This window comes from Streptomyces sp. NBC_00568, assembly GCF_026341855.1.
In the GTDB taxonomy this organism is placed as follows: Bacteria; Actinomycetota; Actinomycetes; order Streptomycetales; family Streptomycetaceae; genus Streptomyces.
In genome coordinates this window covers 145,817-170,177 of the sequence record NZ_JAPENW010000001.1, presented here as the reverse complement: position 1 = coordinate 170,177, position 24,361 = coordinate 145,817, and the positions used below count along the sequence as shown (strand labels likewise).

The window sequence follows — 24,361 nt, the reverse complement described above, 5'->3', positions numbered from 1 at the left end:
GGCGGCCGGGGGCAGGGGGTTCTCAGGCCTTGGCGAAGACCACCCACACCTGGCCCCGGGCGAAATTCATCGGCGCGCCGTCCGGCGTCGTGAACCGCGTGCCGTCGTCCGCTCCGGACCGCGTCCACTTCGCCTCGAAGGAGCGGCCGTCGCGCAGCACCTGCGCGGTGCCCGAGCCCACCGACTCCGTGTACGGCGAGTTGTTGCCGAGGACGTCGTGGTACTTGGACTTGCGCACCTTCACGTACTGGACGACCACCGTCGCCGGAGCCACCGAGGCGCCCTCGGTCGTCACCGTCGGCGTGCCGTCCATGGCCACCAGCCAGCGCTTCCGCTCGGCGGACCAGGTGAAGGTGAAGCGGGCCGACGGGAAGCGCACGGTGCGGGAGGTCTCGGGGGTGCCTCCCGAGGGCGCCGCACCGAAGCGGAAGCCCGTGGTCAGCGCGGCGTCGCCCGGCGCGGAGCCCACCAGCCGCTGCGGGCGCAGATACAGATTGTGCGGCGCGGCCTTGCCCGCGCCGCGGTACCAGGCGCCGGACACCTTCCCCGGCAGCTGGGGATCGAGCGGAGCGTCGTCGATCAGTGGCAGCAGCTTGCGCTGGGCCCCGGAGAAGGCGAGCGTCGGCTCGTCGAACTGTCTCAGCAGTTCCAGATCCGACTCGCGGGCGCTGCGCACGGGCCCGACGGCCTTCGGGTATGTGCTCGCGAAGACGGCCATCAGCCGGCTCAGGCCGCCCTCGACCTGCTCCGCGTACACCACGTCCGCCGCGTCGAGCCCCGTCTGGGGGCGGGCGGCGGGCACATTGTCGATCTTCACCGCGAGCACCGAGCCGGCGTCCGGCCCCCCGCTCTCGCTCGGGTCCGGCCTGTCGCTCCGGCTCGGCGACTGAGCCCGGCCGTCGTCGACCGATCCGTCCCCCGCGGTGCAGCCCGTCATCAGGGAGCCCGTCACCGTGACGGCCAGCAGCGCCGCCGCCCAAGCGCCGCGCCGCATCCGCACCATCTCTCGCATGCCCACCGTGCCACCTGTCCCGTGCCATCGATTGTCCGCTCATCAGTTCATCGGTGGCCATACCCGATCGTTTCTGATTGCGCGCGTCGACTGAGCTGATCGGCTCAGCGGGAGGTGCCGGGCTGAGGGAAACGGAACCACGGAGGTGCTCGTTCCGCGTCCCGCGCGTCAGTCCTGCGGTCCGAGGATCTCCGCGAGGTCGTAGCCGACCGGCTCGTCCAGCTGCCCGTAGGTGCAGCTCTCGGCGGTGCGGTCGGGGCGCCATCGGCGGAAACGGGCGGTGTGGCGGAACCGTACGCCGTTCTCCATGTGGTCGTACGCCACCTCGGCCACCCGCTCGGGCCTGATCGGCACCCAGGACAGGTCCTTCTTCGCCGACCACCGGCTGGGCGCTCCCGGCAACCGAGCCGTCTCGTGCGCCGACTCCTGCGCCCAGGCCGCCCACGGATGCTCCGCGGCGTCCTCCAGCCGCAACGGCTCCAGCTCCTCCACCAGCTCGGCCCGCCGCTTCATCGTGAACGCGGCGCTCACGCCCACGTGCTGGAGCGTGCCCTTGTCGTCGTACAGACCGAGCAGCAGCGACCCGACGACCGGCCCGCTCTTGTGGAAGCGGTACCCGGCGACCACCACATCCGCCGTCCGCTCGTGCTTGATCTTGTACATGGCCCGCTCGTCGCGCAGATACGGCAGCGTGAGCGGCTTCGCGATCACGCCGTCGAGCCCCGCCCCCTCGTACTGCTCGAACCACCGCTGCGCGACCTCGCGGTCCGTGGTCGCCGGCGCCACGTGCACCGGCGCCGTCACCCCCGAAAGGGCCATCACCAGCAGGGCGCGCCGGTCGCTCAGCGGAACGTCGAGCAGTGATGCGTCGGCCAGCGCCAGCAGGTCGAAGGCGACGAAAGAGGCGGGGGTCCGCTCGGCCAGCATCCGCACCCGTGAGTCCGCCGGGTGGATCCGTTCTGTGAGCGCGTCGAAGTCGAGCCGCCCCTCCCTGGCGATCACGATCTCCCCGTCCATCACGCAGCGCTCCGGCAGCCGCTCCCGCAACGCCTCGACGAGCTCGGGAAAATACCTGGTCAGCGGCTTGCCGGTGCGGCTGCCGATCTCCAGCTCCTCGCCGTCCCGGAACACGATCGCCCGGAAGCCGTCCCACTTCGCCTCGTAGTGCATGTCCGGCGGGATCTTCGCCACGGACTTGGCGAGCATCGGCTTCACGGGTGGCATCACCGGCAGGTCCATGCTCCGATTCTGCGCGGCGGCGCGGGCATCCGCCCGGTGTGCGCGGCATGCGTGCTGCGCCTACCGTGGCTCGCATGGGCGATGCGGTGGAACTCGAAGCGGCCGGCAGGAGCGTACGTCTGTCCAGCCCGGACAAGATCTTCTTCCCGGAGCGCGGCTTCACGAAGCTGGACCTCGCCCAGTACTACCTCGCCGTCGGCGAGGGCATCCTGCGCGCCCTGCGCAACCGCCCCACCACCCTGGAGCGCTACCCGGACGGGGTGACCGGAGAGTCCTTCTTCCAGAAGCGGGCGCCCAAGAACATGCCCGACTGGATCCCGACCGCCCACATCACCTTCCCCAGTGGCCGCAGCGCCGACGAGATGTGCCCCACCGAGCCCGCCGCCGTGCTGTGGGCCGCGCAGTTCGGCACGCTCACGTTCCACCCGTGGCCGGTCCGCCGCGACGACGTCGACCGCCCCGACGAACTGCGCATCGACCTCGACCCGCAGCCCGGCACCGACTACGCCGACGCGGTGCGCGCAGCCCACGAACTCCGCGAGGTCCTCCACGAGTACGGCGATCTGCGCGGCTGGCCCAAGACCTCCGGGGGCCGCGGGCTGCACGTGTTCGTGCCGATCCAGCCGCGCTGGACCTTCACGCAGGTCCGCCGGGCCGCCATCGCCGTCGGGCGCGAGCTCGAACGCCGTATGCCCGATCGGGTCACCACCGCGTGGTGGAAGGAGGAGAGGGGCGAGAAGATCTTCGTGGACTACAACCAGACCGCGCGCGACCGCACCATCGCCTCCGCCTACTCCGTACGTCCCCGCCCGCACGCCCCCGTCTCCGCGCCGCTGCGCTGGGACGAGGTGGAGGACGCGAGGCCCCGGGACTTCGACCTGGCGACCATGCCGGGGCGCTTCGCCGAACTCGGCGATGTGCACGCCGACATGGACGACCACGCCTTCTCCCTCGAGGCCCTGCTGGAACTCGCCAGCCGTGACGAGCACGACCACGGCCTCGGCGACCTCCCCTATCCGCCCGAGTACCCGAAGATGCCGGGCGAGCCCAAGCGGGTACAGCCGAGCCGGGCCAAGCACGAGGACGCCGAGCCGCCGAGCGCCTGATCGCCCGTAGAGCCGTAGAGCCGTAGAGCCTTGGAGGAGCTAACACCTGCCTGGACTCGCCTGTAGGTGATCACACAGCAGGCGAGCTTCAGGAACGCCTCGTGGATGTCGTCGCGGATCTCCCAGCGGATCCGTAGCCGTCGGAAGCCGTGGATCCACGCGTTCGTCCGCTCGACTACCCAGCGGACCGAGCCCAGGCCGGAGCCGTGCGGAACTCAGCGTCGGGCGATGACCGGCTTGATGCCGCGCTTCCACAGGAGCCGACGGTACTTGTCGAAGTCGTAGCCCCGGTCGGCGAACAACTGCCGCGGCCGGTGACGGGGGCGACCGGTCACTCCGCGGATCCGCGGGATCGCGTCGAGCAGGGGCACCAGCTGGGTGATGTCATGGCGGTTGCCACCGGTCAGGGCGATGGCGAGCGGGGTGCCGCCTGCGTCGGTGATGACGTGGTGCTTCGAGCCGGGCCGGGCACGGTCGACCGGGCTCGGCCCGGTTTTGGACCGCCCCGACGGGCCTGGTGGTGGGAGCCGTCGATCACCGCCCGGGACCAGTCCGGCTTCCCGGCACGGTGCAGCTCGGTCAGCATCACCTGGTGCGGCCGGTCCCCCACCCCGGCCTCGTGCCAGTCCCGCAGCCGGCGCCGGCACGTCATCCCGGACCCGAAGCCGAGCTCCTGCGGCAGCCACTCCCACTGGATCCCGGTGTGCAGCACGAACAGGATGCCCTGCAGGCAGCCACGGTCGTCCAGTGGCAGCCGGCCGGGATGGCGCGAACGCCGCTGCCTGAACGGCAGCGACGGCTCGATCCGCCCCCACAGGTCATCCGGCACCATCCACGGAGGACCGTTCCCCTTCCCCGTAACTCGTTCAACGAGCCGGCCAGGAAGGGGATATGGCTACGACCAGGCTCTCCAATAGGTGCTCCAACTCCCGCAGCTGACGGCCTGGAAAATAGGGTGCGGTCGGCTGAGCTGGGGTGATAGGTAAGCGATGTGACAGAGAGTCTTGAGTTTTCCGCCCTGCTGCGACTGATCGACGAGCGGTCGGCCGCGTTCCGGAGTGCGGTTGCCGCCGCGCCCAGCCTTGACGCGCCGGTGCCGTCCTGCCCCGAGTGGACGGTGTTCGATCTGGTGCAGCACTTGTGTACGGGCCAGCGCTGGTGGGCCGCGATCGTCGCCGCGGGCCCGGCCGAGGCTCCGCCGGCCAAGGATGCCGCGGAGGCGCCGCGCGAGCTCGAGGCGCTGCTGGCCTGGTACGCCGAGTCGAACGAGCTGCTGCTGAGCGCGCTGCGCGAGGCCGGCCCGGAGCGCGAGTGCTGGACGTGGTGGGGCGCCGGCGTGTCGCCGGCGAATGCCTGGGGCGTTGCCCGGCGGCGGGTGCACGAGGTGCTGGTGCACACCTACGACGCCCAGCTCGCCGCAGGCGCCGTGCAGCCGATGCCGGCGGACGTCGCGATCGACGGCGTGGCCGAGTTCCTCGACACCTGCAACTCCACCCCGGCGGCCTGGCCGCACGAGGCCGCCACCATCCACTACCACGCCACCGAGGGCCGCTCCTGGCTCCTCGCGTTGGACGGCACCGGCGCCTGGCCCGCACCCCTCACGGACGACGCCGCGCCCGCCTCCGCTTCGGCCACGGGCACGGCCGAGCAGCTGCTCCTCTTCGTCTGGGGCCGCCTCACGCTGAGCGACCTGAAGATCGAGGGCGACCAGCAGGTGTTCGAGCATTTGATCGCCTGGGAGCCCGAGGAATAGCCAGTCGATACCGCCGGCGGACGGCCTCGATGACGTCCGCCTCGGTGAACATCGCGAACAGCTCCGCGTCCGCGCGGCGGACGGCCAGTACGGCCTCGTACAGCTCGGGTCAGGGCGCCTCCCGCAGCACTGCCGACTCAGCCAGGAAGAGGATATGGCTACGACCAGGCTTTCTGTTAGGTGCTCTTAGAGCCGTGGGGTGTTGGGCGTTGGGTGTTGGGATTGGGTTGCTGGGATTGGGTGTTGGCCGTCGTCCCGAGGTCAGGCCGATGCCCGGCAGGTGGCCGACGCGTGCGTGCGCGGGCTGAGTCGCTGAAGTGCGGGCCGCCCCGCGGACCCGGACAAACAGACCCACCTCCACCCGTTTCCTGGGCTCGGTTCGAGATCCTGGGCTCGGGTTCGAGCCGATTTCGTTGATCGGGGAGCGATCTCACGGAGCGAGCGGCCGCGCGGCTATCCTGATCCGCATCCGCCGAGGAGGTGCCCTGAGGTGACCGAGACAGCGTCGCGCCCGACGTTGGAGGCCGTGGCCGCGCGGGCCGGGGTCTCCCGCGCCACCGTGTCGCGGGTCGTGAACGGTGGGGACGGGGTCCGCGAGCCGCTGGTCGAGCGGGTGCGCCGGGCCGTCGAAGAACTCGGCTACGTGCCGAACCAGGCCGCCCGCAGCCTTGTCACCCGGCGCCACGACGCGGTCGCCGTCGTGATCGCCGAGCCGGAGACCAGAGTCTTCGCCGACCCCTTCTTCGCACTCCAACTCCGGGGCATCAGCAAGGAACTGACGGCGCACGACTCACAGCTCGTGCTGCTGCTCACGGAGGGCCGCGACGACCACGCGCGCGTCGCCCGCTATCTCGCCGGCGGCCACGTCGACGGCGCGCTCGTCTTCTCGCTGCACCTCGACGACCCGCTGCCCGGCCTGATCCACGGCGCCGGTGTGCCGACCGTGTTCGGCGGGCGGCCCGGCTGGGGCGACGGCGTCCGTGAGGCGGTGTACGTCGACTGCGACAACCGGGGCGGGGCCCGCCAGGCCGTTCGCTACCTCCTCGGTCTCGGGCGGACCCGCATCGCCCACATCACCGGTGCCCTCGACCAGACGTCCGCGGTCGACCGGCTGGACGGCTTCCGGGATGTCATGGCCGACGCCGATCCGGGGCTCGTCGCGCAGGGGGACTTCACACCCGCGGGCGGCGAACGGGCGATGCGCGAACTGCTGGAGCGCCGCCCCGACGTGGACGCGGTGTTCGTGGCGAACGACCTGTCGGCCCTCGGCGTGCTGCGCGTGCTGCGTGAGCAGGGGCGCCGGGTGCCCGAGGACGTCGCCGTGATCGGTTTCGACGACATGCTGCCGATCGCCGAGCAGACCGATCCGCCGCTGACGACGGTCCGTCAGGACATAGAGGAGATGGGCCGGTTGATGGCCCGATTGCTGATCCGTGGACTGGAGGGCGGGGCGGCGGCGGAAAGCCCGGTGGCCGAACCCTCCGGCGTGGTCCTGCCGACGACGGTCGTGAAGCGGGCCTCCGCGTAGGTCTCCGACCGGGCACGGCGCGAGGGCGTCGGGCCCGCCCCCTCCCGGTTCTCGCCCTCTCCCGGTTGTCGCCCCCCTCCCGGTCCTCGCCCACTCCCGCGGGGCCAAGGTGCCCGGCGAACCGGTGAGTCGACCCGCGGCGACGGCGATCGGCGGGACCCCGTGTGCCCGGATCCCGCCGACCGGGGACGTCAGCTCTGCTGCGGTGCGCTCTTGATCACCGCGAAGCGGGCCCCGTACGGGTCCGCGAGCTTGGCCATGCGGCCGACGCCCTCCATGTCCGTCGCGGGCATACGGACCGTGCCGCCGAGCTCCTGGGCCTTGGAGACCACGGCGTCCGTGTCGGGGACCTCGATGTACGGAAGCCAGTACGCACCGGTCTTCGCCTCGACCGGGTCGTCGGCGAGCGGCACGACTCCGCCGAACATGTCCTCCACCTCGGTCTCCGCGGGGTTGATACAGGTGTAGGTGCCGCCGGGGAACGGAACCGCCGAGGTGTTCCAGCCGAAGACCGAGTTGTAGAACGCCGCGGCCGCCGCGATGTCCGGGGTGTAGAGCTCGACCCAGCACAGCGAGCCCGGGTCCCCGGCCATGCCCAGGCCCTTCGTCCGGCCCGGCTGCCAGATGCCGAACATGACACCCGCCTTGTCGGCGAGCATGGCCATGTGGCCTTCGCCCATCACGTCCATGGGCGGCATCAGCACGGTGCCCTTGGCCTGCTCGACCGCCTTGGCCGTGGCTTCGGCGTCCGCGGTCTGGAAGTACACGTTCCAGGACGGCGGACCCTGTTCGGCGGTGACCTGCATGCCGCCGGCCACGGTCTTCCCGCCGACCTGGAAGAAGCCGTAGCCGCCGGCGTCGGGCCCCGCCGACTGGAACTGCCAGCCGAAGAGGCCTCCGTAGAAGGAGATGGCGCCCTCGATGTCGGCTGTGCCGACATCCAGCCAGTTCGGGGCGCCGTTGACGAAACGGGTGGTGAGCATCATTGCCCTCCTTTGGGTGATCTCGTTGCCTTTGATGCCGAGTCTTCCACCGCCCACTGACAATCGCCGCCGGGACGCGCAGCCCGTACGAGGCGGCGGACTCCATCACTCTCGGTGTCCGGAGGGATTCGTATTGTTCGCGCTCCGCCCCGCGCGCCGCCGTGTCCCGGACGCTTCCGCGGTCCATCATCGGGGCGGCCGGAGGCCTCGGAACACGGCGTTGATCCCGCGTTGATCGAACGTTTTTCGCCGCGAGGCACGATCCTGACCATGCACTTGGAAACGATCACTCCGTCCGACATCGCCTGGCAGCAGCAGGCGTTGTGCGCGCAGACGGGGGCGGACTTCTTCTTTCCCGAGCCGGGCAGCTCGGTGCGCGAGGCGAAGCGCATCTGCGGGATGTGCGAGATGCGTTCAGCGTGCCTCGACTACGCGCTGAGCAATGACGAACGCTTCGGAGTGTGGGGCGGCCTCTCCGAGAAGGAGCGCCTGGGCCTCCGACGCGCCATGGAATGACGCCCGTTCCGTTCCTTTCGGGTGGGTGATGGCGCGAGCGTCGTCGCCCGCAACCGGTAAACCGGTTCGCCGTACCACCGCCGGCAGGCACAATCCCCGCATGAACCGGACCCCGCAGCAGATCGTCGACAGCCTGCTCAACGCTCTCGATCCGCTGCCCTACCCGCAGCGCATGCGCGAACTCGTTCTGCGTGTGAGGGAGATGGACGAGCCGCGCCCGGTGCTCGAGGAACTCGACGCGCGCGGCCCCCACGAGCGGGGGATCGGCATCGTCGCGGCGTCCGTCGGACGCGACGCCGAGTGGATCGCGGGCCGCATCGCCGACCCGGACGCCTTCGTGCGCGGACATGCCCTGCGGGTCGCCGAGAGCCTCCATGTGCCCGACTCCGCCTATGAGTCGGCGCTCGACGACGCACCGGAAGCGGTCCGCCGGGAGTTGCTGCGCGCGATCGTCTCGGGTCGGCGCACCGCGCTCGCCGACCGGCTGGTGGACGGGCTGCGGAGCCGGTGGGGCGACGCGGAGGCGGCGCGACTGCTGCCCGGCTGCACCGTGCGGACGGCCGGTCGGCTGCTGCCCGCACTCTTCCATGCCGTCACCGGCTGGAAGACGCTCGCCGGGCGGCATTCCGGCCTCCTTCTGGACGTCGCCGAAGCGGAGTTGGCCGCGCTGCCCGAGGCGCTGCGCGCCACCTGGTGGAGCCGGTACGCGGCGGGGGTGTCCGCCGCCGTCGCGGCGGACCCGATCCGCGTACTCGACCTGCTGGAACGCCTCGGCCCCGCCACGCTTCCCCATCAACTGCGGGTCCACCTGGCGCGGTTCGCGACCGCCGACGCGAGCTGTCTGCTCCGGCTGCTGCTCGCCCCGGCCGAGACCGCCGCCCGCCGCGGCAGGGCACCGGGGCCTGACGTCCTGCGCAGACTCGCCCGCTCGGGCGCGCCCGAACTCACCTCGTACGGACGGTCCCTGGCCGAGTCCGGCGACCTCGCGCCGCTCCTGCGAGCCCTGCCGCCCGCGCGGCGTCACGCCTTCTACCGGGCCGTCCAGGAGGGCCGCGGTGCCGGTCGCGGCACTGTCGACGCACTCGTCCTCGAGGCGCTGCCCAGAAGCTGCGTCGCCGAGGAAGCCCGCCGGATGGCAGCCGACGCGCGTGAACGCGGCGCCGCCTGGCACTCCCCGCTGCTCGCGGAGTCCTTCCTGCCCGTCGCCGAAGTGCGGGACCGCCTGGACGCGGCCACCCGGCGCCCCGCCGCCGAAGACCGCGCGCAGGCCTGGCCGTTGCTCATCCGCAACGCCGCCCGCTCCGGGGACAGCGACGCAGTCACCTCCGTACTGCGGGACATGGGGCGGCTGCGCAACGAACAGGACCCGGTGCGCTCGGCCGCGCTCGGAGCGCTGTCCGGGGTGCGGCCCGCGCTGTTCACCGAGGACGCCGAACCCTGCCTCGACCGGATCACCGCGGACGCGGTCGAGGCCCGCGACTCCTCGCCCGCCACCCGTCGGCACCTCAGTGTGCTCGCCCTGTCCGTCCTGCGCGAGCACGCGGCGGGCGGATCGAGGGAGCTGGTGAACTGGGCCCTGCGCACCCTGGTCCGGATATCCGGCAGCACCGGCGGCGCGGACCTCGGCCGCCTGGACGCCAAGCTGCGCCGGGGCCAGGAACACCAGGTGTACGAGGCTCTGCGGCCGTGGATCGAGGCGGGCGCGGAGAAGGCCGACTACAGCCTCGCCTTCGCCGTGGCCCGGGCGGTGGGGCGCCGCGCCGCCGGCATGCCGGAACTCCAGGAACTGCTCTGGCAGGCGATCAGGTACGGCGACGACACCACGGTGCGGACGGCCGTCGATCTCTGGCTGGAGCCGCCCGCGACCCGGGACGAGCGGGTGTCCCGCATCCTCGCCCTGGAACCCTCGGCGGCCGCACTGTGGCCCGTCCTCCACGTGGTCACCCGGCGCCGCACCGACCTGCTCGATCCGTTGCTCGCCGAAGCCCCGCCGTACGGGCGCTTCCTGACCAGGGGCACCCCCTGGACCGTACCGGTGGACCGCGATGTACGCCGATGGGTGCCGCGCCAACAGCGGTCCGCGATACGGCAGTTGACCGGGGAGGTCGAGGACGCCGGATCGCCGCTGCACCAGCGGGCCGCGGCCCTCGCGCAGGCCGCACTGGTCCCGGGCCGCGGCACGGAGCTCGTACGACGCTGGACGAAGGCCCCGGACGTGGTGCTCGCCGAAGCGGCCCTGGCCGCGCTCGCCCGCACCGACCGGCCCGCCGACGCGCTGCCCGAGCTGCTGGCCCGCGCGGGCGACGACCGGGCGCGGGTCGCCGTGCACGCGGCCACGCGGGCATCCCGGTATGCCGCGCCGTCGCGTCTGGCCGGGCCCTTGCGCGCGGTGCTCTTCGCGCCGGACACCAAGGTGACCAGCCGCAAGGAGGCCGCCCGGCTCGCCGCCGTCCGGCTCCCGCAAGCACGAGCGGCCGAGCTGCTGACCGAGGCGTACGCCGCCCCGGGCGCCCACGTGGACGTACGGGCCGCCGTCGTGGCCTTCACGAGCGGTCTGCTCGACGAGGAACCGGTCTGGGACGTGCTGCGCGATGCCGCGGGCGCCGAGCCGGTGCTGCGCGCAGGGGTCCTTCGGGTCACCGCGCTCGATCTGCCCGAGCCGCATCGCGAGCGCTACGCCCGACTGGTCCGGGAGGTGACCGCCACTGACGACCCCGAGACCGCGGCCCTCGCGTTCGCCGCCCTCGCCCGCTGGGCTCCGTGGTCGCCGGAGGCCCCCACGGTCCTCGCCGCGGCCACCACGGACCTCACGGACCGCACGGGCTGGCGCGCGGCGGCCCAGGGGCTGGTCACCGTGGCGGCGGGCTCGCCGGGTGGCGTCGACGGGTTCGAGCGGGCCCTGAGAACGCTCGCGGAGGCGGACGCGGAGGCTGGTGCAGCGGCCGGAGGGGATAGATCCGGGGCCGGAGCGGATGGAGCTGGCGCTGGAGCAGGGGCTGGGGCTGGAGCTGGGGCCGGGGCCGGGGCACGAGCCGGAGCAGAGGTCCTGGCCGTGACGGAAGCCGGTGCCTCGGCCCGCGCCGACGCGGAGGAGCGGCGGGACCGGCCCGCCCGGCAGCGGCTCGCCCACCTCGTCGCCTGTCTCGGCCTGAGCGCCGCCACGGACCCGGCGGCGGCCCGCCCCGCCGCCCTGGCCGCCGTGGAGCTGCTCGCCGGCTACGACGCCTTCGTGCCGCAGGCCGCCGCGCTCGCCGTGACCCATCTGGACCTGGACGCGGACCCGCGGCGGCTGGAGCGGCTCGGGGCCCTGACCACCAGTCGTCCGGCCCTCGCCGTCCGGACGGCCGAAGACCTGGAGGCCCGGCTGCGGTCCCGGGCGGACGACCCCGACGCGCTGCTGGACGCCGTACGGCGCCTCGCGGCCCACGGCGGCCACGCCGAGGGGCTTCTCGCCGTGGCCGTGACGGCCGCGATCGGCACCCGTACGGGCTGGGCCGCCCCCTGGAGGGACCGCCTGAGAGCCTTGCGCCGCCACCCGGTACCCGACGTCAGGGACGCCGCGCTGAACCGGCTGACGGCCCAGGAGTGAACGGCTGCGCCCTGCCTGCGCGCCCGTCCGGACACGCGCGAGCCCCCGGTCACGCCCCCGCGTGAGGCGGGGTGGTGTGAGCCGGGGGCCGAGTACGGAGCCGCGTGTCGGCGCGGGGCGGCGGTCGCGGCGACCGAGCCGTGTGCCCGGGGAGGGCAGGAGCCGCGCGGTCGCGGGAGGGGCTACGCGCTCGCGCGGGCCGCCATGCGGGCCTTGCGGGCGGCGAGCTTCTCGTCGAACTTCGAGGCCTCCGAGTCCAGGCCGCCCATGAAGAAGCCGAGCTCCTCCTGGGCCTCGAGGCCCTCGGGGCCGAGACCGTCCATCTCCAGGACCTTGAGGTGGCGCAGCACCGGCTGGAGCACGTCGTCGTGGTGGATGCGCATGTTGTAGACCTCGCCGATGGCCATCTGCGCGGCCATGCGCTCGAAGCCGGGCATGCCGTGACCGGGCATCCGGAAGTTGACGACGACGTCACGGACGGCCTGCATGGTCAGGTCGGGGGCGAGCTCGAACGCGGCCTTCAGGAGGTTGCGGTAGAAGACCATGTGCAGGTTCTCGTCGGTCGCGATGCGCGCCAGCATCCGGTCGCACACCGGGTCGCCCGACTGGTGACCGGTGTTGCGGTGCGAGATGCGGGTCGCCAGCTCCTGGAACGCGACGTACGCGACCGAGTGCAGCATCGAGTGGCGGTTGTCCGACTCGAAGCCCTCGCTCATGTGCTGCATACGGAACGCCTCGAGCTTGTCCGGGTCCACCGCGCGCGAGGCGAGCAGGTAGTCGCGCATCACGATGCCGTGCCGGCCCTCCTCCGCCGTCCAGCGGTGCACCCAGGTGCCCCAGGCGCCGTCACGGCCGAAGAGGGAGGCGATCTCGTGGTGGTAGCTCGGGAGGTTGTCCTCGGTGAGGAGGTTGACGACCAGCGCGATCCGGCCGATCTCGGTGACCTTGGACTGCTCCTTGTCCCAGGCCTCGCCGTCCTCGAAGATCCCCGGGAAGTTGCGGGCGTCGCTGAAGGGCACGTACTCGTGCGGCATCCAGTCCTTGGCCACCTTCAGATGGCGGTTCAGCTCCGTCTCGACCACTTCCTCCAACGCGTACAGCAGGCGAGCGTCGGTCCAGGCGGCTGACGGGCTGCCGAGGTGAGGAGAAGTGATCGTCACGGGTGCTCCAGGGAGGGACGGGGACAGCGAGCGGAAAGCTAACCTACGGCATCGTAGGCTACGTCTCCGTAGGTTACGACACCGTAGGTTAAGGTCCCGGTAAACACCGCTGATCAGCGGTGTTTCCAGGGCGGTCCCGGACGTCCCCGGCCCACGCCGGAGGCGCCCGGACGGCGAGGTCGCGGGGCCGGACGGATGTCTCGATCACTCGTTCAGGCGTACAGCTCCCGAAGTCGGACCGAGAGACATGTCACACAGCCTTCGAGCTTCTCGAACTCGCTGATGTCCACCGGCACCGGTTCGTGGCCGAGATCCGCGAGCAGCTCCGCGGTCTTGGGGGCGCTGGCCGCGATCAGCAGCCTGCCGCCGCCCAGGAGAACCACGTGCGCCCCGGACTCCTCCGGTACCGACAGGAAGCGCGGGAAGAGCGAGGGGGTGTCCACCAGCGGCTCGTGCCCGATCACCGTCCCGTCGGGCAGCGCGGTGACCGCCGACTTCAGATGCAGCACCTTGCTGACGGGGACCGCGACGACCCGCGCCCCGAGCGGTTCGAAGACCGCCCGCAGCTGCTGGACCCCGGCCGCGTTCGTGCGGCCGCCGCGGCCCACATAGATCGTGTCGCCCACCTTCAGGATGTCGCCCCCGTCGAGGGTGCCCGGATCCCAGATCCAGTTCACCGAACAGCCGAGGCGTGCCACGGCCTCCTCGACCCCCGCGGTCTCGGCCCGCCGGGACTCGGCGCCCGGGCGGGCGATCAGGGCGACATTGCGGAAGACGACGACGGCGTCCTCGACGAAAACCGAGTCCGGGCAGTCCTCCGCCGGGTCCACCTCCACGGTCTCCCAGCCGTGCGTGCGCAGCGCCTCGGCGTACGCCTCCCACTGCTCGACCGCGAGGTCGACGTCCACCTCCGCCCGCTCCACGTGCGTCACCAGCCCCTCGGCGAGGCGGGGGCTGGGCCTGCGTACGAGCGCTTTCTGGCTGGGCACGGGTGGGTCTCCGAATCGGCAGGGGGTGTCGGCGCAACATCATGCAGCGCGGTTCGCGCGCGCAAAAGCCCCCCGGCCTGACGTCGGGCGCCACCCACCCCCGACGCTAGGCCGCCCCCGCCTCCCGCACTAGGAGGGATACCCGACAGTTTCCGCGGCGATTTCTTTCAGTTCTCCTCCTTCCAGCAGCAGTCGTCGCGTGATGCCGATCGACTCCAGGAACGGCATGTCGTGACTCGCGACGATCAGAGCCCCCTCGTACGACTCCAGGGCCGTGGTGAGCTGACGGACGCTCGCCATGTCGAGGTTGTTCGTCGGCTCGTCGAGCATCAGGAGCTGCGGCGCGGGGTCGGCCAGCATCAGGGCGGCGAGCGCCGCACGGAAGCGTTCGCCGCCGGAGAGCGTCTCCGCCCGCTGGTCGGCCTTCGCACCCTTGAAGAGGAAGCGGGCCAGCCGCGCCCGGATCCGGTTGTTGGTGGCGGCCGGCGCGTACCGGGCCACGTTCTCGGCGACGGTCAGCTCGTCGTCGAGAACGTCGAGCCGCTGGGGCAGGAAGCGCAGCGGCACATGGGCGCGTGCCTCACCGGACACGGCGTCCAGTTCCCCGGCGATCGTTCGGAGGAGCGTCGTCTTGCCCGCTCCGTTGCGCCCGATCAGCGCGATCCGCTCGGGCCCGCGCAGATCGAACAGGCCGTCCACCCGTGCGCCGTACCTCAGCTCCAGCCGGTCGAGGGTGAGGACCGTGCGCCCCGGCGGCACGGCCGTGTACGGCAGGTCGACCCGGATCTCGTCGTCGTCCCGTACGGCCTCCACCGCCTCGTCGAGACGCTCCTTCGCCTCGCTCAGCCTCTCCTCGTGCATGATGCGGTGCTTGCCCGCGGACTCCTGGGCCGCCCGCTTGCGCGCACCCATGACGATCTTCGGCTCACGCTTCTGCTCGAACATCTTCTGGCCGTAGCGCTTGCGCCGGGCCAGTTTGACCTGGGCGTCGACCAGTTCGCGCTTCTGTTTCTTCAGATCGGACTCGGCGACGCGCACCATGCGCTCCGCCGCCTCCTGCTCGCCGGCGAGCGCCTCCTCGTACGCGGAGAAGTTCCCGCCGTACCAGGTGACCTCACCGGAACGCAGATCGGCGATCTGGTCGACCAGGTCCAGCAGTTCGCGGTCGTGACTGACCACGATCATGACCCCGGACCAGGCCTCCACGGCCGCGTACAGCCGCTGTCGCGCGTACAGGTCGAGGTTGTTGGTGGGTTCGTCGAGGAGCAGGACGTCGGGCCGTCGCAGCAGGAGCGCGGCCAGCCGCAGGAGCACCGACTCGCCGCCGGACACCTCGCCGATCGTGCGGTCCAACTCGATGTGTCCGAGGCCGAGTTCGCCGAGAGTCGCGCGGGCCCGCTCCTCGACGTCCCAGTCGTCCCCGACTACGTCGAAGTGCTCCTCCGCCGCGTCGCCCGCCTCGATCGCGTGCAGGGCGGCGCGGGTGGCGGCGATGCCGAGCGCCTCGTCGACCCGAAGGGCGGTGTCGAGCGTGACGTTCTGCGGCAGATGGCCGACCTCGCCCGCGACCCGGACGGTGCCGTCGGCGGGGGTGAGGTCTCCGGCGATCAGCTTCAACAGGGTCGATTTCCCTGATCCGTTGGCGCCGACGAGCCCGGTCGTGCCGGGTCCGAAGGCGATCTGGAGGTCGTCGAAGACCTCGGTGCCGTCCGGCCAGGAGAAGGACAGGGAGGTGCAGGAGACTGAGGTGGGGAACGTTGACATGGAGGCCTCGCGGTTGCTGGATTCGGTCGGGGGTACGCGTACGGGACACCGCGAGGCGACGACGATCCAGTTCGGAGGAGAGCGAGAAGAAGGCCCGCACCGAAGGACGGCTCGAACGCCGAGGTCGCACGCTGCGCACACGTGGGCCGGACAGAACCGGCTGTGTGACGCGGTGTCTCAGACCTCAGACGAGCAACGTCCTTCTCCATTCGACGGCAACAGAACCGCTATACACCGTAGGGACAGCCCGGTGGGCTGTCAAAGGATTAACGCGCCCCCGACGAACCAAGGAGATCCCGTGCCGAACGGCTCGCTCTCGCTGCCCGCCCGGCTCTACCTCCTGGCCTGGGACACCACGAAACTGAAGATCACCGGCTCCACCCACCTGCATCACCTGGTGCGCGCCGGTGCCCTCACCGAGCTGGCCCAGCGCGGGCTGCTCCTCGACGACGACGGCATCGTCACCCCCGTGGACCCCGACTTCCGGACGGGGGACCTCGTCCTCGACGGGCTCCTGGAACTCGTCGCGGAGTCCCGGCCCCGCAAGTGGAAGCCCTGGGTCACGCTGCGGGCCCGGGTCACCCTGGACGCCGTACGCGCCCAGCTCGCCGCCGGGGGATACCTGAGGGCGGAGCGGAAGCGGGTCCTCGGACTCTTCCCCTCCGTGGAGTACGAGCTCGACCGGGTGCCCGCCGTGGAGGCGCTGCGCGCGGAGGCCCGACAGGTGCTGGAAGGACCGCTGCCCGTCGCCGAGGTCTCCGACCGCGACGCCGCCCTCGTGGCCCTCGCCACCGCGGCCGAGCTCCGCACTCTCGCGTCCCCCAAGGAGCGCAAGCTCCACAAGGCCCGCATCGACGAACTCACCGAACGCGGCGGCGCGGCGGCTCCGGCCCTGAAGAAGGTCATCCAGGAGGTCCGTACGGCGGTGATCGTGGCGGCGACGACGGCATCGGCCACGGCCTCGACCACCGGGAGCTGAACGTTCCGGGAGCCGACCCCCACTGTCCCCGGAACGCGGGGCGGCGGCCACGGGCACGTTCGGCTCGACGGGCGTGGGCGGGCCCCCTCGCCCCGTGCGCGCGGGGTGCCGGGCACGGCTTCCGCGACCCCGCACCGAATGGGCGGGGCGGACCCCCGCGCTCCCCGGAACGCGGGGCGGCGGCCACGGGTACGTTCGGCTCGACGGGTGTGGGCGGGTCCCTCGTCCTGTGCGCGTGGGGTGCCGGGCAGGGCTTCCGCGACCCCGCACCGCATGGGCGGGGCGGACCCCCTCTGTCCCCGGAACGCGAGGCGGCGGGCACGGCTTCCGTCATCCTCAGCGAACGGGCGCGGGGTCGACGCGCGCGCCTCGGGGCCGGGGTTCCCGTACGGGGGCGCGTCCGCCACGTTCACGTCGGATTCCCGCCAGCCCCCGCCGCGCCGCCCGTGCTTGGCTCGTCCCCATGACGAACACCGAGCAGCTCCGCGAAACCGCCCTCGCCTTCCGCGCCCTGCATGTGCCCGGCCGCCCCCTCGTACTGCCGAACGCCTGGGACACGGCCAGCGCCCGGATCGTCGAAGAGGCCGGCGCGGCCGCGGTGGCGACGACCAGCGCGGGGCTGGCCTGGGATCTGGGCACGGCGGACGGGGACCGGCTGGACAGGGAGAGCGCGCTCGCGGCCGTCGCGCGGATCGCCGCCGCGGTCGGGGTGCCGGTCAGCGCGGACATCGAGAGCGGATACGCGCCCGACGCCCAGGGCGTCGGGGACACGGTCCGCGCCGTACTCGCGGCGGGCGCCGTGGGCGTGAACATCGAGGACGCGCTCCACACGGAGGGAGCCGGGCCGCTGCGCCCGGTCGGTGAGCAGGCGGAGCGCATCGCGGCGGCCCGCGCGGCCGCCGACGCGGCGGGCGTGCCGCTGTTCGTCAATGCCCGCATCGACACCTATCTGCGCGGCGCGGGCGGGGTGGAGGAGACCCTGGAGAGGGCTGCCGCCTTCCTCGCGGCCGGAGCCGACGGCGTCTTCGTCCCCGGAGCCGTCGATCCGGTGATCGTGAAGGCGCTCGTCGAGGGCGTCGACGGCCCGGTGAACATCCTGGTGGGTCCCGGAGCGCCGTCCGTCGGTGAGCTGGCGGCCCTCGGGGTGGCCCGGGTCAGCGCGGGTTCGGGCATCGCGCAGGCGGCGCACGCCCTGGTCCGGCGTGCCGCGCGGGAGCTGCTGGACACGGGGACCTACGGGACGCTGACGGACGGGCTGGACTACGCCGGGCTCAACGCCCTGATGAGCCGCGCCCGTTGAAGGAGCCCGCGCAGCTCAGCAGGTGCCCCGCATGAGCTCCGCCAGGTCGTGGTCCAGATCCACCTGGAGGTGCTCCAGGCCGATCGGCACCAGGTCGGTGGTGAGCCGCAGGAAGTTCCGCACCTCGCCCGAGCGGATATGCACCACGGCGGTGCCCTCGGGCGCGTGGAACTCCAGCACGGTGCGGTCGTAGCCGTACGGCCGCACCCGCACGTCGCCGTACCCGACCGAGTCCTCGAGGCCGGACACCAGCAGCTCGCGGGCGAAGGTCCAGCAGACCTCCACGCCCTCGAGCGTGGCGGGGGCGGGGAAGGTCATGCGGACGGCGAACGGGTCGGTCCGGTCGTAGTGGAGCGTTGCGGGAATGCTCGGCATCCGCGGCGCGGCGGCGACGAGGCGTGCCTCTACGGGCTGCTCGATGACGGTGGACAACGCCTGGCTCCCTTGTTGACGGCTGAACGAACTCCGGGCGGATGAGGCCGGTCAATTGAAGAGACGGAGAAATGACCCGGCGCGTGCACCTGTAAGGACAGTGACCTCTGTCACCGAGGTCATGCACTGGGGAGATCAACTTTCCCCGACCGTGATGATCCCTTTCCGTCCCGCGCTCGCCGGACACCCGAGAGGACACCCGGGCGGGCCCCGAAGGTTCCCGCGGGAGGCCATCTGGACGACATCGGGGGAGTGGACTAGCTTCGCCCGCCATGAGGGGCTTGGGGAAGACGAGACGTACGAGCCGGACGGTCACCGTGGGACTGGGCGCGGCAGCGCTCGGCGCGGCGCTCGCGGTGGCGGTGCCCGCGGCGGCGGTGCCCGCGCCCGCGCACGAGGGGGCGGGAACCCCGCACTGGGCGCTCAAGGACAGCGGTACGGACGTACGGTTCCGCGGCCTGTCCGCCGTCAGCCGGGACACCGCGTGGGTGGCCGGCTCGAAGGGCACCGTGCTGCGCACCACGGACGGCGGCGGGCTCTGGCGGAACGTGTCGCCGCCCGGGGCGGCGGACCTGGAGTTCCGCGACATCGAGGCGTTCGACGCGCGGCGGGCCGTGGTTCTGGCCATCGGCGAGGGCGAGGCGTCCCGCGTCTTCAGGACCGAGGACGGCGGTGCCACCTGGACGGAGTCCTTCCGCAACACCGACGCCAAGGCGTTCTACGACTGCCTGACCTTCCTGGACCGGCGCCACGGCCTGGCGATGAGCGACCCGGTGGACGGCAGGTTCCGCATCCTGTCGACCAGCGACGGCGGCCGTTCCTGGAAGGTGCTGCCCAGCGCCGGAATGCCCGCCGCGCAGGACGGCGAGGCCGGCTTCGCCGCGAGCGGGCAGTGTCTGGTCGGTTCGGGGCCCCGCGATGTGTGGCTGGCCACGGGAGGGGGCGCTCGCGCGCGCGTGCTGCACTCCTCGGACCGCGGGCTGACCTGGACCGCCACCGACACCCCGGTCCCCGCCGGTGATCCGGCGCGCGGTGTCTTCGCCCTCGCGTTCCGCGACCGGGTCCACGGCCTCGCGGTCGGCGGCGACTACCGCGCCGACCAGGCCTCGCCGAAGGCCGCGGCGGTCACCCCGGACGGTGGCCGCACCTGGACCACCGCGGACCGGCCCCCGCCCGCCTACCGCTCGGGCGTCACCTGGCTTCCGCACAGCCGCACCGCCGCTCTCGCGGTCGGCCCCACCGGCACCGACCTGACGACCGACGGCGGCCGCACCTGGCGCACCCTCGACACCGGCTCGTACGACACCGTGGACTGCACCCCGGACCTGGGCTGCTGGGCCTCCGGGGAGAAGGGACGGGTCGCCCGGCTGGAACGCTGAGCCGGGCCGCGCCGTGGCACGGCTTCCGCGACCGGAGGGCAGTGATCAGTCGCGGAGAGCCGTGTTCCCGGGCGGCGCTGTGGGCGTCACGACGTGCCGCTCGACCAGTTCGTACGACCTCAGCCGGTCGGCCAGCGCGTACACGGGTGTCACCAGCATGAGTTCGTCCGCGCCGGTCAGGTCCACCAGGTCCGTCAGATGCCGCGCGACCCTCTCGGGCGTACCGTGCGCCTGCTGGGCGCGGAAGCTCTTCAGAGCCCGGACCTCCTCCGCGGAGAACGGGTGAGCCGCCGCTTCCGCGGGCGTGGGGAAGGGGATGTCGCCTCGCCCCTGGAGGAGTCCGGCCTTGACGACGTCCATCGGGCCGGCGAGCCAGGACGCCTCCTTCTCCGTCTCGGCGCACACGGTCTCCACACAGACGAGCACGCGCGGGCTCGCGCACCAGCGGGAGGGGGAGAAGCGCGCGCGGTAACGGTCCAGCGCGGCAAGGGTGTTGTCCGGACGAATGTGATGGGCGACGGCGACCGGCAGTCCGAGTTCCCCGGCGAGCGCGGCACCGGCCGTGCTCGAAGCCAGCAGCCACGGTTCCGGGAGCGGGTCGAGCGCGACCTCTTCCACCAAGTGGCGCAGCGTCGACGAGACATCGCCGCGGTACTCGTCGTCGGTGGTCGGCCCTGCGCCGCGGCGCAGGGCCCGCGCAGTGGACTCGTCGAAGGTACCCGGGCCCCGGCCGATGCCCAGGTCGATCCGGCCACCGTGCAGGGCGGACAGCGTGCCGAACTGCTCGGCCAGCATGATCGGGGCGTGGTTCGGAGCGAGAACACCTCCGGAGCCGACCCGGATGGAGGACGTCGACGCGGCCGCGTGCGCGGTCAGCACGACGGGCGGGAACGCTCCGATGGCCGGCGAATGGTGGTGCTCGGCGTACCAGAGACGCTGGTATCCGAGGTCGTCGAGGCGCCGGGCGAACGCGGTGGTGTCGCGTAACGTGTCGGCGGCTTCGGAGCCGTTCTGGACCATGGCCACTTCGAGCGCGCTGAGCGGAACAGTGATCATTCGGTCAGTATAGGAATCGCCCGGCAGGGCCAACCGCCTTGACTCGTACGGCGGTTCGGTCGCGGGTCAGGCCGCGGGGACGCACTGAGGCAGGCCCGCTCGGACATGAACTGCATGAACTATATGAACAGGGTCAGCTTCCGCGGGAGTTCGACCGCGCGTGAGCGGGAGGTTCAGCCGAGCGGCTCGCGGTACCGCTCGAGGCCGGGCGCGGTCTTCGTCGCGACGAACTCGGTGACGCGATAGGCGCACACGCCCGCCGTGACGAACGGATCGCCCGCGGCGATCTCCTCGATCCGTGCCCGGTCGTCCGCGACGGCCAGGATCACACCGCCGTCGCGGGGGTTCTTGGGCCCCGAGGCGAGGAAGAATCCGGCCGCGTACTGCTCCTCGAGCCAGGCGACATGGGCCTCCAGGACGGCGTCGACGGCTTCGATCGGCGCGGTGTAGCTCAGCTCCAGTACGAACATGATCGCGAGCCTACCGATCCCGAGTAGTCGGCGGGAGCGAGTCCCGCTGCCAGGACCCGTGCTCAGCCGCGTGCCGACCGTGCCGGGCGCCCAGCGGCAGCAGCTGCAGAACCCTGGCCCACCGCCCGGTCCTGTGCCCATTAGGCTCGTTCCCATCATGACCACCGTGAGGATTCCCGCGGGCTGGCCCGCCACCGAGGAACAAGCCCGCGCCGTGCAGGACGAGTTGCGCGGGCGGGTGGTGCTCGACGAGCCGGGCCCGCCGCCCGGCACCGGCCGGGTGACCGGCGTCGACGTCGCCTACGACGACGAGCGGGACGTGGTGGTCGCGGCGGCCGTCGTCCTCGACGCGGCGAGCCTCGACGTCGTGGCGGAGGCCACCGCCGTCGGCCGGGTCTCCTTCCCGTACGTCCCCGGACTGCTCGCCTTCCGCGAGATCCCGACCGTCCTGGCCGCGCTGGACGCCCTGCCCTGCCCGCCCGGCCTGGTCGTGTGCGACGGGTACGGCCTCGCCCACCCGCGCCGCTTCGGCCTCGCCAGTCACCTCGGCGTCCTCACCGGGCTCCCCACGATCGGGGTCGCCAAGAACCCCTTCACCTTCACCTACGAGGAGCCGGGCGTCCGGCGCGGCAGCGTCTCACCGCTGCTCGCCGGCACCGACGAGGTGGGGCGCGCGCTGCGTACCCAGGACGGGATCAAGCCCGTGTTCGTGTCCGTCGGCCATCGCGTGGACCTCGACAACGCCTGCGCGCACACGCTCGCCCTCGCCCCGAAGTACCGCCTGCCGGAATCCACCCGGCACGCCGACTCCCTGTGCAGGCGGGCCCTCCAGGAGGCAACGGCCTGACGGCATCGGCCTGGCGGCAACGGCCTGGCGTCTACGGACCGTTGGCCCGCCCGGCGTCCCTCACCCGCCGGCCGTCGATGTCTTCCACACGTCGGCCGGGTCGGTCTGAGTACATGTTCTGAGTACGCGTGCGGATGTGTGAAGCCGTCATGATCGGCAAGCTGATCCACATGACGACGCACCGTGCCCCGAAGCCCGCCGCCCACCCCAACCGGCCCGTCGAGCGCGCCGTTGTGGCCGCACTGGTCCTCGCCATGTCGGCCGGACTCGCCTGGATCGGCGGGATGGTCTACACGGTGATCGGCTGGGCGTCGTGAGGCCCGCGAGACCCTCACGAACGCGTCGTACCCCGCCGGATCCCCTTACCGTACGCCGCCGGAGCCCCCTTGCCGGACCCCTCAGGATCCCCGGGCCGGGCCCCGGCTCTGGCCCCGCCCCTACCGGACCGCCGCCACCCGGAAGGTGATCCCGGCCGCGACGAGCCGTTCCATCAGCGCGTCGCCCATCGCCACCGCCGTTGTGACCTGCCCCGACGTCTTCGGCAGCTCGTCGAGAGCGAGGGACAGCGCGGACTCCGCGAGCATCTTGGCGGTCTCGCCGTAGCCGGGGTCGCCGCCCGCGACCTCGGTGTACACGCGCCGACCGCCGCCCTCGCCCACGAAGCGCACCGAGAACCAGCTCTTCGCCCGCAGTTCGGCGCTCGGGCCCTCGCCCGGCTTGATCCGGCCGGACAACCAGCGGCGCGCGGGCGGCAGCTGGGCGGCCGCGAAGATCGCGCTCACCCCGGCGACCCCGCCGAGGGCGATGGGCAGCCGTTCGACGGCCGCGTAGTGGCGGTAGCGGAAGTCCGGCCCGTAGCGCTCCAGGGCGCGCGCTGAGCGCTGCACCACCTGGGCGTCGATCGTGGGCAGCGGCAGGGCCCACGCCCCGACCTCCTTGGCGAACCGAGGCGCGCCCAGCGGGGCCTCGACACGGCGCCCCATCAGGCGCGGCTCGTGGTGCCTGCGCTCCCGCGCCGCGGCGAGCAGGTGCCGGCCGCGCGCGAACTGGTTCAGCGCGGAGGCGAAGGTGCCGCCCGAGAACATCGCCTGGGAGCGCACGAACCCGTCCACCTTCAGCGGCACGCCCTCAGGGAGCTGCCGCACGGTGAAGTAGGCGCCCAGGTCGTGCGGAATCGAGTCGAAGCCGCAGGCGTGCACGAGCCGCGCGCCCGTCTCCCGCGCGCGGGCGTCGTGCCGGACGTACATCAGGTCCACGAACTCGGGCTCGCCGGTGAGGTCCACGTAGTCGGTCCCGGCATCCGCGCAGGCGGCCACCAGATCCTCGCCGTAGGTGATGTACGGCCCCACCGTGGTGGCCACCACGCGCGCCTGCCCGGCGAGCTCGCGTACCGAGTCCGGGTCGGTCACGTCCGCCCGCAGCACACCGGGGGCGCCGCCGAGCCGCTCCCGCAGCCGTTCCAGCTTCTCCGTGCTGCGCCCTGCGATCGCCCACCGCAGCCCTTCGGGCGCGTGCGCGGCGAGGTACTCCGCGGTGAGCTCCCCGACGAACCCCGTGGCTCCGAAGAGCACGATGTCGTACGGGCGGTCCGTCCCGTTCAGCCTGCTCATGACACCCTCCGCACTGTGGGCTGCGCTCGATCGTGCGGTGCTCGCCACGTCGGGCGCGAAGCGCCGTTGTCGGTGGCTGAGGCTAGCGTGAGGTACGAGCAGTCGGACGACGAGGTCGCCGGAACAGGCCGGAGGTAGCCGTGGCCGTGTCGAAAAACGCCCTGAAAAAGTGGCAGAAGGTGCGCGAGTTCGCGCTCGGCCTGCCCGGCGCCGCGGAGGAGTTCCCCTGGGGGGAGACCGTCGCGAAGGTCAACAAGAAGGTCTTCGTCTTCCTCGGCACCGACGACGGCAGCTACCCGATGGGCCTCACGGTGAAGCTCAAGGACGAGGCGGCGCACGCCCACGCGCTCACCGCACCCGGTGCCGAGCCCGCCGGATACGGCCTGGGCAAGGCCGGCTGGGTGCGCGTACCCCTGGAGGAGCAAGGGGCTCCCGCGGCGGAGCTGCTGTGCGACTGGGTCGAGGAGAGCTACCGGGTCATAGCCCCCAAGAAGCTGATCGCGGAGCTGGACCAGCGCTGATCCCGCGGGTCCGCTCGGGGTGCGCCCGGTCGGCCGCCGACCCGCTTCGCCCGGGTCGGGCGCGGCAGGCGGGCAATCCGTCTCCACGGTCCGGTTCCGGTCCCCTGGCCTGGTACGGACCGGTTTGG

At 72.4% G+C, this 24,361-nt stretch carries 21 protein-coding genes and 1 pseudogene; 11 read left to right on the top strand and 11 right to left on the bottom strand.

Annotated features, from left to right (window positions below):
* Positions 1-22: 22 nt before the first annotated feature.
* On the bottom strand, positions 23-1,003 hold the full coding sequence (locus OOK38_RS00755) for a DUF3048 domain-containing protein (RefSeq protein WP_266765944.1): 981 nt from the start codon (positions 1,001-1,003) through the stop codon (positions 23-25).
* A 177-nt stretch (positions 1,004-1,180) separates the two neighbouring features.
* On the bottom strand, positions 1,181-2,251 hold the full coding sequence (locus tag OOK38_RS00750; RefSeq protein WP_266764030.1) for an ATP-dependent DNA ligase: 1,071 nt from the start codon (positions 2,249-2,251) through the stop codon (positions 1,181-1,183).
* Positions 2,252-2,325: 74 nt separating this feature from the next.
* Between OOK38_RS00750 and ligD the strand changes: the two genes are divergently transcribed.
* Complete coding sequence (ligD, locus tag OOK38_RS00745; RefSeq protein WP_266764031.1) at positions 2,326-3,357, top strand: non-homologous end-joining DNA ligase; 1,032 nt, start codon at positions 2,326-2,328, stop codon at positions 3,355-3,357.
* A 68-nt stretch (positions 3,358-3,425) separates the two neighbouring features.
* On the opposite strand, the pseudogene OOK38_RS00740 reads toward ligD, so the two are convergent.
* Positions 3,426-4,189 (bottom strand): annotated as a pseudogene (locus OOK38_RS00740) (IS5 family transposase); the annotation flags it as partial.
* Between the two features lie 159 nt (positions 4,190-4,348).
* Between OOK38_RS00740 and OOK38_RS00735 the strand changes: the two are divergent.
* Positions 4,349-5,110 carry a maleylpyruvate isomerase family mycothiol-dependent enzyme gene (locus OOK38_RS00735; protein ID WP_266764032.1) on the top strand — a complete coding sequence of 254 codons (762 nt, stop codon included), beginning with the start codon at positions 4,349-4,351 and terminating at the stop codon, positions 5,108-5,110.
* 490 nt (positions 5,111-5,600) lie between these two features.
* A complete protein-coding gene (locus OOK38_RS00730) occupies positions 5,601-6,638 on the top strand; it encodes a LacI family DNA-binding transcriptional regulator (RefSeq protein WP_266764034.1) in 1,038 nt (345 codons plus the stop codon).
* Between the two features lie 191 nt (positions 6,639-6,829).
* Here the strand turns inward: OOK38_RS00730 and OOK38_RS00725 are convergent, their stop codons facing one another.
* The gene (locus tag OOK38_RS00725) at positions 6,830-7,621 is read right to left on the bottom strand and encodes a VOC family protein (RefSeq protein ID WP_266765945.1); all 792 of its coding nucleotides are present in this window, start codon (positions 7,619-7,621) and stop codon (positions 6,830-6,832) included.
* 270 nt (positions 7,622-7,891) lie between these two features.
* Between OOK38_RS00725 and OOK38_RS00720 the strand changes: the two genes are divergently transcribed.
* Positions 7,892-8,137 carry a WhiB family transcriptional regulator gene (locus OOK38_RS00720; RefSeq protein WP_266764035.1) on the top strand — a complete coding sequence of 82 codons (246 nt, stop codon included), beginning with the start codon at positions 7,892-7,894 and terminating at the stop codon, positions 8,135-8,137.
* 100 nt (positions 8,138-8,237) lie between these two features.
* Entirely contained in the window at positions 8,238-11,726 is a 3,489-nt protein-coding gene (locus tag OOK38_RS00715; RefSeq protein ID WP_266764036.1) for a hypothetical protein, read from the top strand.
* Positions 11,727-11,908: 182 nt separating this feature from the next.
* Here OOK38_RS00715 and OOK38_RS00710 read toward each other — a convergent pair whose 3' ends face one another.
* The 3 genes from OOK38_RS00710 to OOK38_RS00700 form a co-directional block, all read right to left on the bottom strand.
* Entirely contained in the window at positions 11,909-12,886 is a 978-nt protein-coding gene (locus OOK38_RS00710; protein WP_266764037.1) for an acyl-ACP desaturase, read from the bottom strand.
* Positions 12,887-13,098: 212 nt separating this feature from the next.
* The gene (ddaH, locus tag OOK38_RS00705) at positions 13,099-13,875 is read right to left on the bottom strand and encodes a dimethylargininase (RefSeq protein ID WP_266764038.1); all 777 of its coding nucleotides are present in this window, start codon (positions 13,873-13,875) and stop codon (positions 13,099-13,101) included.
* Between the two features lie 129 nt (positions 13,876-14,004).
* Positions 14,005-15,639 carry an ABC-F family ATP-binding cassette domain-containing protein gene (locus OOK38_RS00700; protein ID WP_266764039.1) on the bottom strand — a complete coding sequence of 545 codons (1,635 nt, stop codon included), beginning with the start codon at positions 15,637-15,639 and terminating at the stop codon, positions 14,005-14,007.
* A gap of 298 nt (positions 15,640-15,937) precedes the next feature.
* Here OOK38_RS00700 and OOK38_RS00695 point away from each other — a divergent pair, with 298 nt between their 5' ends.
* Together OOK38_RS00695 and OOK38_RS00690 are read left to right on the top strand one after the other, a co-directional pair.
* Complete coding sequence (locus OOK38_RS00695) at positions 15,938-16,618, top strand: GPP34 family phosphoprotein (RefSeq protein ID WP_266764040.1); 681 nt, start codon at positions 15,938-15,940, stop codon at positions 16,616-16,618.
* A gap of 463 nt (positions 16,619-17,081) precedes the next feature.
* Positions 17,082-17,918, top strand: a complete 837-nt coding sequence (locus tag OOK38_RS00690; RefSeq protein ID WP_266764041.1) for an isocitrate lyase/phosphoenolpyruvate mutase family protein — start codon at positions 17,082-17,084, stop codon at positions 17,916-17,918.
* A gap of 15 nt (positions 17,919-17,933) precedes the next feature.
* Here the strand turns inward: OOK38_RS00690 and OOK38_RS00685 are convergent, their stop codons facing one another.
* Positions 17,934-18,350, bottom strand: a complete 417-nt coding sequence (locus OOK38_RS00685; RefSeq protein WP_266764042.1) for an SsgA family sporulation/cell division regulator — start codon at positions 18,348-18,350, stop codon at positions 17,934-17,936.
* A gap of 272 nt (positions 18,351-18,622) precedes the next feature.
* On the opposite strand from OOK38_RS00685, the gene OOK38_RS00680 reads away from it, so the two are divergent.
* The gene (locus tag OOK38_RS00680; protein WP_266848012.1) at positions 18,623-19,729 is read left to right on the top strand and encodes an oxidoreductase; all 1,107 of its coding nucleotides are present in this window, start codon (positions 18,623-18,625) and stop codon (positions 19,727-19,729) included.
* Positions 19,730-19,774: 45 nt separating this feature from the next.
* On the opposite strand, the gene OOK38_RS00675 is transcribed toward OOK38_RS00680, so the two are convergent.
* Positions 19,775-20,785 carry an LLM class flavin-dependent oxidoreductase gene (locus OOK38_RS00675; RefSeq protein ID WP_266764044.1) on the bottom strand — a complete coding sequence of 337 codons (1,011 nt, stop codon included), beginning with the start codon at positions 20,783-20,785 and terminating at the stop codon, positions 19,775-19,777.
* 173 nt (positions 20,786-20,958) lie between these two features.
* Positions 20,959-21,255 (bottom strand): YciI family protein, encoded by a 297-nt coding sequence (locus tag OOK38_RS00670; RefSeq protein ID WP_266764045.1) that lies wholly within the window; start codon positions 21,253-21,255, stop codon positions 20,959-20,961.
* 157 nt (positions 21,256-21,412) lie between these two features.
* Between OOK38_RS00670 and OOK38_RS00665 the strand changes: the two genes are divergently transcribed.
* A complete protein-coding gene (locus OOK38_RS00665; protein ID WP_266764046.1) occupies positions 21,413-22,102 on the top strand; it encodes an endonuclease V in 690 nt (229 codons plus the stop codon).
* Between the two features lie 170 nt (positions 22,103-22,272).
* On the top strand, positions 22,273-22,419 hold the full coding sequence (gene mmpA, locus OOK38_RS00660) for a morphogenic membrane protein MmpA (protein WP_368080845.1): 147 nt from the start codon (positions 22,273-22,275) through the stop codon (positions 22,417-22,419).
* Positions 22,420-22,539: 120 nt separating this feature from the next.
* Here the strand turns inward: mmpA and OOK38_RS00655 are convergent, their stop codons facing one another.
* Entirely contained in the window at positions 22,540-23,712 is a 1,173-nt protein-coding gene (locus OOK38_RS00655) for a trans-acting enoyl reductase family protein (RefSeq protein ID WP_266764048.1), read from the bottom strand.
* Between the two features lie 140 nt (positions 23,713-23,852).
* Between OOK38_RS00655 and OOK38_RS00650 the strand changes: the two genes are divergently transcribed.
* On the top strand, positions 23,853-24,233 hold the full coding sequence (locus OOK38_RS00650) for an MmcQ/YjbR family DNA-binding protein (protein ID WP_266764049.1): 381 nt from the start codon (positions 23,853-23,855) through the stop codon (positions 24,231-24,233).
* Positions 24,234-24,361: the final 128 nt, after the last annotated feature.

Excerpts from the sequence above, each read along its gene's own strand:
- OOK38_RS00755 (WP_266765944.1), bottom strand. The coding sequence starts at position 1,003 with ATGGTGCGGATGCGGCGCGGCGCTTGGGCGGCGGCGCTGCTGGCCGTC.
- OOK38_RS00750 (WP_266764030.1), bottom strand. The coding sequence starts at position 2,251 with ATGGACCTGCCGGTGATGCCACCCGTGAAGCCGATGCTCGCCAAGTCC.
- ligD (WP_266764031.1), top strand. The coding sequence starts at position 2,326 with ATGGGCGATGCGGTGGAACTCGAAGCGGCCGGCAGGAGCGTACGTCTG.
- OOK38_RS00725 (WP_266765945.1), bottom strand. The coding sequence starts at position 7,621 with ATGCTCACCACCCGTTTCGTCAACGGCGCCCCGAACTGGCTGGATGTC.
- OOK38_RS00720 (WP_266764035.1), top strand. The coding sequence starts at position 7,892 with ATGCACTTGGAAACGATCACTCCGTCCGACATCGCCTGGCAGCAGCAG.
- OOK38_RS00715 (WP_266764036.1), top strand. The coding sequence starts at position 8,238 with ATGAACCGGACCCCGCAGCAGATCGTCGACAGCCTGCTCAACGCTCTC.
- OOK38_RS00700 (WP_266764039.1), bottom strand. The coding sequence starts at position 15,639 with ATGTCAACGTTCCCCACCTCAGTCTCCTGCACCTCCCTGTCCTTCTCC.
- OOK38_RS00690 (WP_266764041.1), top strand. The coding sequence starts at position 17,082 with ATGACGAACACCGAGCAGCTCCGCGAAACCGCCCTCGCCTTCCGCGCC.
- OOK38_RS00680 (WP_266848012.1), top strand. The coding sequence starts at position 18,623 with ATGAGGGGCTTGGGGAAGACGAGACGTACGAGCCGGACGGTCACCGTG.
- OOK38_RS00675 (WP_266764044.1), bottom strand. The coding sequence starts at position 20,785 with ATGATCACTGTTCCGCTCAGCGCGCTCGAAGTGGCCATGGTCCAGAAC.
- OOK38_RS00670 (WP_266764045.1), bottom strand. The coding sequence starts at position 21,255 with ATGTTCGTACTGGAGCTGAGCTACACCGCGCCGATCGAAGCCGTCGAC.
- OOK38_RS00665 (WP_266764046.1), top strand. The coding sequence starts at position 21,413 with ATGACCACCGTGAGGATTCCCGCGGGCTGGCCCGCCACCGAGGAACAA.
- mmpA (WP_368080845.1), top strand. The coding sequence starts at position 22,273 with ATGACGACGCACCGTGCCCCGAAGCCCGCCGCCCACCCCAACCGGCCC.
- OOK38_RS00655 (WP_266764048.1), bottom strand. The coding sequence starts at position 23,712 with ATGAGCAGGCTGAACGGGACGGACCGCCCGTACGACATCGTGCTCTTC.